Genomic DNA, 13,118 nt, shown 5'->3' on the forward strand with positions numbered 1-13,118 from the left:
ATTGATTATAGACATCCCTCATTCCCTAACGAAAAGAGGTTGCCAAGCTTTGGAGCAAGGTTCGCACGTCGTATTGATACTGGTTGATCGGTACAATCGGCTTATCGATTCCCAGCAGTTGATAGACGGCGATTCGGGCGGTTCTGACGGAATACTCCTCTGTAAAAACAACGTCATCGGGAATTTCGCAGAATTGGCCGATAAAGGCCAGGTTCGTTGACCCTTCGGGGACGACCTCCGGCCGATCGCCGAGCGTTCTTGGCATGAATTGCGCCGTAATATACGGCATCATGCAGGGAATACAGTTCGCGGAGCGGATAATTTCATCCTTATCGTCCTCGAATTTCAAATGATGCAATAGCTCTGTCAAAATTTCCTCTCCGGTACAATCACACATTCGCTTTTTCACATAGTCTCCGACTTGATCCGGGTATAAGCCATAGCCCCAGAACACTTTTATATCCTCGGGCTGGTTGCGGAAATGGGGCTGATGCGCCAGTACAATCGACATGAACCAACTGGAGTCCTTGAAGGTAACTAGAGCGCCAGTTCCGGCCTTGTTGCGTGTGAAGCTCTCCATAAGGTCAAAGAAGCGGGATTCCTTGCAGGTGACGGTGAAGGATTCCCATTTGGATTCGTCGATATGGTCATCGAAGGACGAAGGATTGCCGAGTCTCCCCGGTTTCTTCGCGGCAATTCGATCCCATAGCTGCCAGGAGCTGCCTTTGCCGTTTAGTCGTGGAGGTGTTGTCATCGAACCCAAATCGGAGCTCTCCGTCATCGAGCCGTTCGTTATAATCACGAGATCCTCTTCAGCCAGATCCAATATTTTCTGCTTACCGTCCTTTACATAATGCATACGAGTTACGGTAATGTCATCGCCTTCTTTAAAATCCAAATCCGTTACTGTACATTTCAGTTCAAAGTCCACGCTATGCTTCTGCAAATATTGCTGCAGCGGAACGATAAGCGAATCGTATTGGTTGTAGGGCGTACGGGTGACGCCTTCCAGCGTATGAATTCTCGGAAACTCATGCATGAAGCGAAGCATGTACCTCTTAAGCTCGACAGCGCTGTGCCAGGGCTGAAAGGCGAAGGTCGTTGCCCACATATACCAGAAATTTGTCTGGAAAAAATGAGGCCCGAACCACTCGTTAATCCGCATTCGGCCGATTTGTGTTTCCGGTGCAAGGATCAGCTTGGCCATGGCCATACGATCACCCATGTCAAATCCCATGGAGCTCACATCTTCAATTTCGCCATTTTTATTCACAAGCCTCGCCCTGGAATGCGTGGGATGCGCCGTGTCAAAGGCGACGATCTCCTCCCTTACCGACTGGCTCGGGTCATCCACAGAGGGGATGGAGCTTAGCAAGTCCCATAAATTTTCATACGTTTCATCGTTCAGCATCCTGCCGCCGCGGATCACATAGCCATGCTTGCGATCGCCCGCGCCGTCGTTGCTCCCTCCCAGTACTTTCAATTCTTCGATAATATGAATTTGTTGTCCTGGGAAGCCGCAATCCCTGATCAGAAAAGCTGCTCCTGCCAATGAGGCAATGCCTCCTCCAATAAAGTACACCTGATTGCTGTATGTGCCCATATCCATCATCCTCGCCTTCGTAGATTTTGATGAAACCTTGGAACATGAGAGACATCTTAAATGTACGAAATTCCCTTTTTGTAGAAAACCGACAGAAGGCGGGCGGTGTATTATTTTTGGACATATTCGTGCCATTGTCTAGATTTTGGACACTTCTCATAGCGCTGCAATGCGCGTTCAAAATTACCTTCCATAAGCTCGCTTAATCGCTTCACGATCCGTGACGGAGGTTCCTTCATGCCGTCTTGCATCCACTGGATCACGAGTCCCGTAAAGGCAAGTGTATAAAAATTAGCGAGGAAGCTTTTATCTTCGTCGGCAACGCGCATGCTGCTGCTTACTTCATGGACGACCCCGAGCATAAGATCATAGGTGGCAGCATAGAGATACGAGTCCAAATGACTCCGCGCGAGGGAATGGAGCGTGTTCAGACAAAAGGCTTTATTGTTCTCGATATAAGTAAAAATCGTATAAAGCCCCTGCGTCCAGGTCTGGTAGCTGCGGAATGGGGATAGGCTATCGATGGCTTCCGTTTGATAAATCCAACCTAGCAAGTCATAAATATCTTGAAAATGGTAGTAAAACGTCTGCCGATTTACTCCGCAGTGATTCACGATTTGTTTGACGGTGATTTTGCTTAAGGGAAGCTCTTGCATGGTTTGCTTCAAAGAGCGGGCCAAAGCCTTTTTAGTGATAGAGGAAGTGGACAAAAGGATCACCTGCTTCATTGTTTTGTTAACCATATATATCCAATGGTAACACAAAAAACAAGCTTCACTTCTTAACAAAGAGTGAAGCTTGCTGTATTTTGCATGCATATATCCTCTAAATGAAATTAATTCGTTTTGGATTTGTTGTAAATATCGAAGGCCACGGCGAGAAGGAGGACAAGTCCTTTGATACCTTGCTGCCAATCAACCCCGAGGCCAATGAGGGACATCCCGTTGTTCATGACGCCCATGACCAGGCCGCCGATGATCGCCCCGATGACGGTGCCGATGCCGCCGGAAGCGGAAGCTCCGCCAATGAAGCAAGCTGCGATTGCATCTAGCTCGAAGTTTGTCCCTGCTTTAGGTGTTGCCGCGTTCAGGCGCGCCGCAAAGATAAGGCCGGATAGCGCCGCCATGGCTCCCATGTTGACGAACACCCAGAAGGTGACCTTTTTCGTCTTGACCCCGGATAACTTCGCGGCTTTCTCATTGCCGCCCAACGCGTAAATATGTCGCCCGGCAATCATTCGGTTCATCACGAAGGAATAGATGACGATGAGCACAAATAGGATGACGAGAATATTCGGAATCCCATTATACGTAGCCAGCACATAGGTGAAAACGTTGACGACGGCGACTAGGGAGGCCACCTTGGTGATGAAAATCCATATCGGCGCTGTCTCGAAATTGTATTTGATCTGCGTCTTGCGATCCTTCCATTCCTGCCAAACGACGAGTAGGGAAAGAATGACGCCGAGCACGATCGTCATGATGTGAATATTCGCGCCCCCGAACCAGTCGGGAAGGAAGCCGGAGCTGATTTTCTGAAAGGACTTTGGAAACGGCGAGATTGATTGACCGTTCAAAATGATCATAGTCAGACCACGGAACAGCAGCATGCCGGCTAGGGTAACGATAAAGGCGGGAATTCGTACGTAAGCGATCCAGAAGCCTTGCCATGCACCGATCAACGCTCCGACTCCCAGCGAAATGATGACCGCGAGGAAAGGGGGGAGCTGCAGGTCGACCATCATGATCGCTGCTAGCGCCCCGATAAAGGCCGCGATGGAGCCGACCGACAGATCGATGTGTCCTGTAATGATAACGAGTACCATCCCGATTGCTAACACAAGGATATAGCTATTTTGCAAGATTAAGTTTGTGACATTAAGCGGCTTTAACAGAATGCCGTCGGTGAGGATTTGAAATAAGACCGTAATGAAGACTAATGCGATAATCATGCCGTACTGGCGAATATTTTTTTTGAAAAGCTCGCTAATCATTTGCATGTCCTTACCCCCTGCCTCGAGTCATAGATTTCATCAGTACTTCCTGGGTGGCGTCCTCGCGGTTGACCTCGCCGGTAATGCGCCCTTCGCTCATAACATAGATGCGGTCGCACATGCCGAGCAGCTCCGGGAGCTCCGAGGAAATGAACAGGATGCCTTTCCCTTCGTCTGCCAGTTGATTGACGATCGAGTAAATTTCGTATTTGGCGCCGACATCAATGCCGCGGGTAGGTTCGTCCAGGATAAGAATTTCAGGCTGAGCGTAAATCCACTTGCTGAGTACCACCTTCTGCTGATTTCCCCCGCTTAAATTGACTGTTTTTTGCAAAATGCTCGGCGTCTTGATCTTTAGTTTCTCGCGGTAATCCTCAGCTACGAGCACTTCTTCGTTCTCATTGATTACGCCGTGGCGGGACAGCTTGCTCAGGTTGGCAAGTGAAATATTCCGCTTGATATCGTCGATTAACACGAGTCCGTAGTCTTTGCGGTCCTCGGTCACATACGCGATGCCATGCTGGATGGCGGTGCTGATATCGTTCAACTGGATCTCCTTGCCGTGCAGCAGCAGCTTACCCTGGATGTTCCTGCCGTAGGATTTGCCGAAGATACTCATCGCGAGCTCTGTTCTTCCCGCGCCCATGAGACCGGCTACACCGACAATTTCACCGCGTTGGATATGGATATTGATGTTGTCCAGCATTTTGCGGCCTTCATGCTCTGGATGATCGACCTGCCAGTTCTGTACCTCAAAAATTTTCTCCCCGATATTTGGGACACGCTCCGGGTAACGGTGGGTCAGATCCCGGCCGACCATGCCTTTGATGATGACATCCTCCGTCACCTGATCCTCATGCATATCCAGCGTCTGAATTGTCTTCCCATCCCGCAAAATCGTGATCGAATCCGCGACCTTCTCGATTTCATTCAGCTTATGGGAAATAATAATTGAAGAGATGCCTTGCTGCTTCAGCTCCAGGATCAAATTAAGCAGATTCTCGCTATCATCCTCGTTAAGCGCGGCCGTCGGCTCATCGAGGATGAGCAGCTTCACCTTTTTGGACAGCGCTTTGGCGATTTCCACCAGCTGCTGTTTGCCGACCCCGATGTTAATGACATGGGTGTTAGGGGATTCTTTTAGCCCGACAGTTGCAAGCAGTTCTCTCGTTTTGATCGTTGTCTCGTTCCAGTTGATGATACCGCGCTTTGTTTGCTCATTGCCGAGAAAAATATTCTCCGCAATCGATAGATAGGGGATCAAAGCTAGCTCCTGGTGAATGATGACGATGCCCAGGCTTTCGCTCTGCTTAATATCCTTGAATTCGCAAACCTCTCCTTTGAATAAAATATCTCCTTCATACGAGCCATGCGGATAGACACCACTCAGCACCTTCATCAGCGTGGATTTACCGGCGCCGTTCTCTCCGCAGAGGGCGTGTATTTCACCTTCTTTGACTTTCAAATTCACATTCTCCAGCGCCTTGACGCCTGGAAAAGTCTTCGTAATTCCTCTCATCTCCAAAATGAAGTCACTCACTGTCTTCACCAAGCCTTTCGTCTCCATTCGACGTCTCCATTCGAGTACAAAGGATAGCGGAGGCCGGTAGGCCACCGCTGTATTTATGGGCATGAGCTGTTTGCGGGAACATCTCAAGCTTGAAGCGCTCATGCTGAATGCATGACAGCCGCGGCGGCATCCCAGCACATGGTATCTCCGCTGCATGACCTCGGTTGGTCATGACAGCCGCCGTGGCACTCCTAGCGCATGTATCTCCGCTGCATGACCTCGGTTGGTCAAGATAGCCGTGCGGCACTCCTAGCACATGATATCTCCGCTGCATGACCTCGGTTGGTCAAGATAGCCGCCGTGGCACTCCTAGCGCATGGTATCTCCACTGCATGACCGCGGATGACCGCATGCATTCGTTCAAGTCACGCCATTTACAGTCCCAGCTCTTCCTTCGTGTAGTAGCCGGTCTCTACCAATTGTTGTTCCACGTTGTCCTTGTCTACGGATTTTGGTTCCAGTAGATAGGAAGGTACGACTTTGACTCCGTTATCATAGGTTTCTGTGTCGTTGACCTCCGCTTCTGTGCCTTCGAGGATGCTGAGAGCCATACCGACCGCTTTTTTCGCCAGCTCGCGCGTATCCTTAAACACCGTTTGCGTCTGCTCGCCAGCTAGAATCGACTTGATGGAAGCGAGCTCCGCATCCTGCCCGGTAACGATCGGCATAGGCTTGTTGCCGGATCCGTAGCCGACGCCTTTCAGGGAGGAGAGAATACCGATACTGATTCCGTCGTAAGGAGATAGAATTGCGTCCACGTTCTCGGTTGCATAGTGAGCACTTAACAGGTTATCCATACGCGCTTGCGCTGTAGCACCGTCCCAGCGAAGGGTGGCGATTTGCTCCATTTTCGTCTGGTTGCTGCGGACGACCAGCTTGCCGGAATCGATATAAGGCTGAAGAATGGACATCGCGCCATTGTAGAAGAAATAAGCATTGTTGTCATCTGGCGATCCGCCGAACAGCTCGATGTTGAATGGGCCTTGACCATCTTTTAGCCCAAGCTTTTCTTCAATATAAGAGGCCTGTTGTACACCAACCTGGAAGTTGTCGAACGTTGCATAATAGTCCACATGTTCACTGTTCATGATGAGGCGGTCATAAGCGACGACCTTGATGCCTTGATCATGGGCTTTTTGCAGCACTTCGGTAATCGCGGAGCCGTCGATGGAAGCGATGACGAGAACGTCCACGCCTTTGGTAATCATGTTCTCGATTTGGGACACCTGGTTCTCTACAACGTCTTCGCCGTACTGCAGGTCGGTGCCGTATCCATGACTCTGGAATTCCTTCACCATATTGTTGCCGTCATTGACCCAGCGTTCCGACGATTTCGTCGGCATCGCGATCCCGACCGTGCCTTTTTCGCCTTTTGTCGTGCCGCCGCTGCTGTTATCCTTGCTCCCGCAAGCGGATAAAGATAATGCCAAGACGAATGTCAGCAGCAATAATGTCGCTTTTTTCATAATCGCTTACCCCCCGTGTATAAGTTATTTTTACATTTTGGATACGCTTTCACGAGACAGTATATCAAGGGGGAGCTGTGTTCGTATTTACAATAAAGCTACTCTTTTTATAAAAATCAAACTTATTTGTGGGGAAGCAACTTTATGGTGGGGGAGTAAGTAAGGTAAGTAAGTGAGTTAGTAGGCCTGCCAGCCTGCAAGTAAGCAAGGAAGCAAGCATGTTAGTAGGTTAGTAGGCCTGCTGCCTGTAAGAAAGCAAGTAAGCAAGTAAGCAAGGAAGTAAGCATGTTAGTAGGTTAGTAGGCCTGCCAGCCTTTAAGTAAGCCTGTAAGTAAGTCTGCAAGTAAGCGAGCTAGCTGGCTCGTGGGTCTGTCAGCCCCTCAGCCCGTCAGACCCTTCAATTCTAACGATTGCCATTGCCGTTAATCCGCTTGTTTTTCACATTCTGAGATTCTAACGGTTGTATATGTTGCTATTTTAGAGTTTTTAATATGTTGCAACGAATTCGGTACAAATAACGTGGATTACAATCGTTAGGATACCGAAGTGCTCATTTTCAACGGATTAACGGTCGTGGCAATCGTTAGAAATTTGAAAAGGATAGTAGGCTTTTTTGAACCGTCTTAGATTTATATAATATACTCAGTGAGGAGATATTTGCGTTGTCGACTTTCGAACCGGAGTAAGTCTGTTACCGTAGCAGAGGGTGTTGATCGGAAATCAGAATATTAAGAGGTGGGAAATATGAATAAATACAGTATTGCAAATACGACAAAAGAGCAGCGAGAAAAGTTTGTTGCTGAAGCCGAAGCTATTAATTTATTGGGAGCTGAACCTTTAACAAAAGAAAATCGGGATTTACTGCAGACTTACATTGATGGCGAAAATGAACTCAATGATTTAAGAAAAATGATAATTGATAAATATAAAAAATGAGATTTACGAGACCCAAGAATTCATAACTAATACGAGGACTTCTAACTAAAGCGCCTAACCCCACCGTCAAATGTGGAGTTAGGCTTTATTTGGTAGCTCAGTAAGAAACCATATTTAGAATAAGAGCTTCATTTTTGATATATCTCTACCCCACGTACCCTACGAGAAATTGTGGTTCATCACAACGCAACCCCCAGCAACCTGCTGATTAGCCCAAGATCCATGTTGGATTCGAGCAGCTCGGCCATAAGATCGAAGCCCTGCTCGTCCGGCACCACAATGTCCTGCTGATAGGGCAAAACTCCGGCACACGGGACGCCGTGCTTTTTTTCCAAGAAATCTATCCCTGGCTGTAAAATATCCTTTATTCCTTGATAACGATTAATGATGAAACCCTCCAATTGATCCTTGATGGATTCATCCAATAAATCAATGGTGCCGTTAATCGCTGCAAAGACGCCCCCATAATGGATGTCCGACACGAGTAGGAGCGGGGACTTCGTTATTCGAGCCGTGAAAATATTAGCAACGTCCTCATGGGCCAGGTTGATTTCCGCCGTTGAGCCTGCGCCCTCTATGATGAGAATATCGTATTTTGCCGCAAGTCTTTCAAATGAACTTTCAATACTTGCTCTGATCTCCGGTAGAAAATCTCCATATTTCGTATAGCAACCAGTATGAAATAACTTCCCATTCATGAAAATTTGCGTCTCATCATAAGCCGGCTTAATCAGGATGGGATTCATATCCGCCTCAGGGGCTGCGCCAGCACTTAATGCTTGAATATAAGTAGAATAAGCAATCTCACGATTATCCTCAGTTACATAGGATTTCGAGGAAATATTTTGTGCTTTGAAGGGGGCTGCAGCGTACCCTTTGTTCCGAAGCATACGCAGCAAAGCTGCTGTGATAAAGCTTTTGCCGCAGGAAGAACTAGTTCCAACAATCATCAAGGATTTCATAAAGTTCACCACCCGTCTCGCTAAAGTATTTAATTTGGTTATTATACCGTATGAAAGTGCTTAAATAGAAATGTTTTCCTAGATAAATATAAAGGAAAATAGCAACTTTTAGGAGATTATGACGTTTATATGGGTGATGCTGGAATTGAGGGTTGATAGGGGGCATCGATTATTTTTCCAAAGGGATGAGTGGAATTGAGAAGGTTTGCGGCTATTGTATTTTCTATGATTGTTTTGTTACTGATTAGTGCTAATTCGCAGGCGTACGCCAATAGTGCTTCGATATTTCTTAACGGGACGCAGCTTAGCGCGGCAAATTTGTCTCAGGTTGAAATCGTAAACAATAAAGTGATGGTTCCTATACGAGTAGTAGAGGAGTTGGGCTACAGTGTAGATTGGAGTAAGGCGGAGCAAACCGTAACCATTCAAAGTAAGCAGAAAACGATAACGATGACGGTCAATGAATCCAGTGCCCAAGTCGATGATCGAGTCGTTATGCTGTCTTCGTCCCTTCTGCTGAAGGGAAATACTTCATTTGTCCCCTTGCGTTTCATGAGTGAGGAATTTGGCCTTGAGGTGAACTGGGACAATCGCATAAAAACTGTGTATTTGACTTCGAATGAGACTGCTGATACTCAGGATTCACTCGAATTTCTGGAGGAGCCTAAAGCGGAAGTCGGCAAGAGTGCAGGTGCAGGAACAGCTGCAGGTGCGACAACGGGTTCACCGAGAACAGGCGCAGGAACAGCTGCAGGTGCGACAACAGGTTCAATGAGTACAGGCACGACAACAGGGACAGGCACTACGGGTTCAACGAGAACAGACACGACAACAGGGACAGGCATTACAGGTTCAATGAGTACAGGCACGACAACAGGGACAGGCACTACGGGTTCAATGAGTACAGGCACGACAACAGGTACAAGCACTACAGGTTCAATTTCAGGTACTGGGGCAAACCCAGCTACGGCGGCAAGTGGTGCGGATGCTGCCTCAACTCTTACGAATCGGAGAATAGAAGACATTCATTTTACGGACAATCGGCTCACGATCACTATGGATCAAACGGTACAGCCGAAGGTATTTGCTATAAGTCAACCGGATCGAATCGTTCTTGATCTGCCGGGAACTGCACTGTCGGATGCTTTTAGCGTAAAAAATAGTGCCGAGGCGGGCGTCAATCAGATTGAGGTGGAGGAAGAGTATTCATTTGCTAGTAAAGTACGATACTCCCTCTTCGATTCCAAGTCATCTACTATACGAATTGTCCTAGATTTAAGTGCCCAGGCGGATTATCGAATGTCTACGGGAGAATCTATTATCGTTCTAGAACTGTCGGAGAAGACGGTGGCGGGCGCGATCCACCCAGATACAGATAACGCAAGAAAAATTGTCGTCATTGATGCGGGACACGGAGATCAAGACAATGGTACGACCGGGGTGTCAGGAAGAGTCGAAAAGGATTTTAATCTGACGATGGCATTGAAGGTCGAAGAGTTGCTCAAACAAGAGCCGATGATCGATGTCGTGCTTACACGGTACGATGATACTTACGTCACAAGGCCTGATCGGGCCAAGCTCGCTAATGATCTTCAAGCGGACGCGTTTATCTCCATTCACGCCAACTCCGTGCTGAATATCCCGACAGCAAGCGGTACCGAAACCTACTATTACAGTGATATAAGCAAACCCTTGGCGGATATGATGCATAAGCACCTGATTCAAGCGACCCAGCTTAGGGATCGCAAAGTCAAATACAACAACTACGAAGTGTTAAGAAGAAGCAACATGCCGGCTGCGCTGCTGGAGGTGGGCTTCTTATCGAACGCGGAAGAGGAAGCCTTGCTCTTCACGGAGGATTTTCAGGACCGGGTCGCCCAAGGGATCGCGGATGCGATAAAAGAATACTTTGGAATTGTTTAGCAAGGCATCATAATTAAAATTCTACTAGCTCTCTCCTCGAGTAATTTCGAAGGGAGAGTTTTTATTTTCTATTCAATGTTAACCAAAACTGTAAATAACAAGGGAGGATAAAACATAATTCTGTCGAATCATGTATACAAATCCATTATTTTATATAGGGCTAAGGAATTAAATTGATAAACAGTAATTGCTGGATAACGTCATATAAAGGAGGGAGAACGATGCATTACATAGCTCATATTAGACAGATAGATCATCAACACCAGACGGTGGAAGAGCATTTGTTAGGGGTAATGGCTCTAGCCGAAACACATGGTGAGAAGCTAGGAATTAAGCATATTACTGGATTGGCCGGGGTGCTTCATGATTTAGGTAAATACACCGTTGAATTTAAGGACTATATTTTAGGAGCGGTAGATAACCCAGAATCTCCACCTACTAGAGGAAGTGTGGATCATTCAACCGCAGGCGGGAAACTATTATATCAGCTCTTTCATACAAACAAAGCGGTAAAAGAAAATAGATACCGTGGAATTTTAGCGGAAGTCGTCGGAAACGCGATCATTTCCCATCATTCTTATCTACAGGATTTTTTGAGTCCAGAATTGGAATCCAAATATTTGTTTCGCGTAAGAGACAAGGAACTCGATAAGTTCGATGAAACAGTGGAGTTATTTTTTAAGTATGTAATGAAGGAATCTGAATTCTACCGTTATGTGGATCAAGCCGCAGATGAACTGGACACATTCCTATCGAAAAAATCTTCAGCGAGTAACGAGAATAAACTGATGTTTTTAACCAAGTTTGTATTTAGTGCACTAATTGATGCCGACCGAACAAACACCCGCCTGTTTGAAGAGAATATAGCAGAGAACTCTGGCCCGAATACAAAAGAAATATTTGATGCTTATTACAATAGGCTTATGACAACAATAAATTCTTTTACCATTCAACCGGATGCCCATTCCCGAATTAATCAATTAAGAAGAGAAATGTCGGACCACTGCGAACAATATGCAGCGAAGCCATCTGGCGTATACACGTTATCCATCCCGACGGGCGGCGGTAAAACTTTAGCCAGTCTAAGATATGCCCTCAAGCATGCCCAGCTATATCACAAAAAGCATATTATTTATGTTGTGCCATATACCACAATTATTGAACAGAATGCGGAAGAAGTGCGCAAGCTATTAAAGGATGACATGCATATCCTAGAGCACCACTCAAACGTAATTGATGATGTGGATGAGGACGATGAATCTTGGGATGGGATTATGAATGTTAAGCAAAAACTAAAACTGGCTAAAGATAACTGGGATTCTCCCATTATTTTCACAACGATGGTTCAATTTTTGAATGTTTTCTATGCCAAAGGAAGTAGGAATATACGTCGGCTTCACAACTTAAGTGAATCGGTCATTATTTTTGATGAAGTGCAAAAGGTTCCTATTCCCTGCGTTTCTTTATTTAATCAGGCTCTGAATTTTTTAGAGACGTATTGCCAATCTAGTATTGTGCTATGTACGGCAACGCAGCCTGCTCTGGACTTTGTTGAACATAAGCTAGATCTCAAGCCTGATGCTGAGATGATATCGAATCTCCCCAAGGTTATTGAGGCATTTAAGCGTGTTGAAATTATAGATCATGCTTCGGATGAGGAATTTAATAATGAGAAGCTTGCGGACTTTATTAGTGAAAGGTTGCAAGAGGTTCAGAGTGTTCTCGTTATTTTGAATACTAAGGGCGTGGTGAGGAATTTATACCTTCAATTGAAGGAAAAACATAGTGATATTCCTTTATATCACCTCAGTACATCGATGTGTGCTGCACATCGAAATCAGATTTTGGGAGAAGTTCGGCAACATCTTGAGAATAGAAATAGGGTTATTTGTATCAGCACGCAATTAATAGAAGCGGGAGTAGATGTTAGCTTCGAATGCGTCATTCGTTCTCTTGCGGGTCTGGATTCGATCGCGCAAGCAGCGGGAAGATGCAACCGACATGGCGAACAGGCTTTACGGCAAGTGTATGTCATTGACCATGTAGAAGAGAATTTGAAGCATCTGAAGGAAATCAGAGTGGGTAAACAAATATCCAAAAAAATGCTCATCGATCTCAAGCGGGATCGGACAGTGTATGGCGGCGATATTTTATCGGATGTAGCGATAGAGCGGTATTTTAAACAGCTGTATAGAGAATTTGATCATGATGTGGATTATGATATCCCGCAACTAAGGAAGAAAATGACGGAGCTGCTTTCGGCAGCCAAAGCGGAGAACACATACTTTCAGGCCTTTAACAGCAAGCATAACGAAAGTCTGCCCTTATATTTGGCTAACAGTTATAGAACAGCGGCTGAGCATTTTCGGGTTATTGACAATCTTACCACGTCAGTGCTTGTTCCATATCGTCATGAAGGGAAGGAGATTATTGCAGAGTTAAACGGAGAGAGAAGTATTGCGGATCTAACCCGGTTATTACGGAAAGCGCAGCAATATATGATTAATTTGTTTGATCGTGAACTACAGTTATTATCCAAAAATAGCGGATTGGAGAGCTGTCTGGACGGGAAGGTATTGGTATTAAAAGAAGGGGCTTATAGCGAGGAATTTGGATTGGACATTGAGAACGATAGCGGGTTTGATTTGAGTATATTTTAATCAGT

Annotated in this window: 10 protein-coding genes; 3 read left to right on the forward strand and 7 right to left on the reverse strand. The window is 46.2% G+C overall.

What is annotated here, in order from left to right:
- Positions 1-25 precede the first annotated feature (25 nt).
- The 6 genes from EIM92_RS11570 to chvE form a co-directional block, all read right to left on the reverse strand.
- Complete coding sequence (locus EIM92_RS11570; RefSeq protein ID WP_425464183.1) at positions 26-1,738, reverse strand: oleate hydratase; 1,713 nt, start codon at positions 1,736-1,738, stop codon at positions 26-28.
- Positions 1,714-2,322 (reverse strand): TetR/AcrR family transcriptional regulator, encoded by a 609-nt coding sequence (locus tag EIM92_RS11575; RefSeq protein WP_246021414.1) that lies wholly within the window; start codon positions 2,320-2,322, stop codon positions 1,714-1,716. Before EIM92_RS11575 ends, EIM92_RS11570 begins: the two co-directional genes overlap by 25 nt.
- A 116-nt stretch (positions 2,323-2,438) precedes the next feature.
- Entirely contained in the window at positions 2,439-3,602 is a 1,164-nt protein-coding gene (mmsB, locus tag EIM92_RS11580) for a multiple monosaccharide ABC transporter permease (RefSeq protein ID WP_125082759.1), read from the reverse strand.
- 4 nt (positions 3,603-3,606) lie between these two features.
- Positions 3,607-5,136, reverse strand: a complete 1,530-nt coding sequence (mmsA, locus tag EIM92_RS11585) for a multiple monosaccharide ABC transporter ATP-binding protein (protein ID WP_125085139.1) — start codon at positions 5,134-5,136, stop codon at positions 3,607-3,609.
- Complete coding sequence (locus EIM92_RS11590) at positions 5,129-5,422, reverse strand: hypothetical protein (RefSeq protein WP_164515089.1); 294 nt, start codon at positions 5,420-5,422, stop codon at positions 5,129-5,131. Before EIM92_RS11590 ends, mmsA begins: the two co-directional genes overlap by 8 nt.
- 118 nt (positions 5,423-5,540) lie before the next feature.
- The gene (chvE, locus tag EIM92_RS11595; RefSeq protein WP_125082761.1) at positions 5,541-6,632 is read right to left on the reverse strand and encodes a multiple monosaccharide ABC transporter substrate-binding protein; all 1,092 of its coding nucleotides are present in this window, start codon (positions 6,630-6,632) and stop codon (positions 5,541-5,543) included.
- Between the two features lie 744 nt (positions 6,633-7,376).
- Between chvE and EIM92_RS11600 the strand changes: the two genes are divergently transcribed.
- Positions 7,377-7,568 carry a hypothetical protein gene (locus tag EIM92_RS11600; protein WP_125082762.1) on the forward strand — a complete coding sequence of 64 codons (192 nt, stop codon included), beginning with the start codon at positions 7,377-7,379 and terminating at the stop codon, positions 7,566-7,568.
- Between the two features lie 179 nt (positions 7,569-7,747).
- On the opposite strand, the gene EIM92_RS11605 is transcribed toward EIM92_RS11600, so the two are convergent.
- Complete coding sequence (locus EIM92_RS11605) at positions 7,748-8,530, reverse strand: cobyric acid synthase (RefSeq protein WP_125082763.1); 783 nt, start codon at positions 8,528-8,530, stop codon at positions 7,748-7,750.
- A 195-nt stretch (positions 8,531-8,725) separates the two neighbouring features.
- Between EIM92_RS11605 and EIM92_RS11610 the strand changes: the two genes are divergently transcribed.
- Together EIM92_RS11610 and cas3 are read left to right on the forward strand one after the other, a co-directional pair.
- The gene (locus tag EIM92_RS11610) at positions 8,726-10,453 is read left to right on the forward strand and encodes an N-acetylmuramoyl-L-alanine amidase family protein (protein ID WP_164515090.1); all 1,728 of its coding nucleotides are present in this window, start codon (positions 8,726-8,728) and stop codon (positions 10,451-10,453) included.
- A 221-nt stretch (positions 10,454-10,674) separates the two neighbouring features.
- Positions 10,675-13,113, forward strand: a complete 2,439-nt coding sequence (gene cas3 / locus EIM92_RS11615) for a CRISPR-associated helicase Cas3' (protein WP_125082765.1) — start codon at positions 10,675-10,677, stop codon at positions 13,111-13,113.
- The last annotated feature ends 5 nt before the right edge of the window (positions 13,114-13,118 follow it).

It is taken from the genome of Paenibacillus lentus (assembly GCF_003931855.1).
Taxonomy (GTDB): domain Bacteria; phylum Bacillota; class Bacilli; order Paenibacillales; family Paenibacillaceae; genus Fontibacillus; species Fontibacillus lentus.

Bases quoted from the DNA above. Each gene is read 5' to 3' on its own strand.
- chvE (WP_125082761.1), bottom strand. From the start codon at position 6,632: ATGAAAAAAGCGACATTATTGCTGCTGACATTCGTCTTGGCATTATCT.
- EIM92_RS11600 (WP_125082762.1), top strand. From the start codon at position 7,377: ATGAATAAATACAGTATTGCAAATACGACAAAAGAGCAGCGAGAAAAG.
- EIM92_RS11570 (WP_425464183.1), bottom strand. From the start codon at position 1,738: ATGGCACGAATATGTCCAAAAATAATACACCGCCCGCCTTCTGTCGGT.
- mmsB (WP_125082759.1), bottom strand. From the start codon at position 3,602: ATGCAAATGATTAGCGAGCTTTTCAAAAAAAATATTCGCCAGTACGGC.
- cas3 (WP_125082765.1), top strand. From the start codon at position 10,675: ATGCATTACATAGCTCATATTAGACAGATAGATCATCAACACCAGACG.
- EIM92_RS11605 (WP_125082763.1), bottom strand. From the start codon at position 8,530: ATGAAATCCTTGATGATTGTTGGAACTAGTTCTTCCTGCGGCAAAAGC.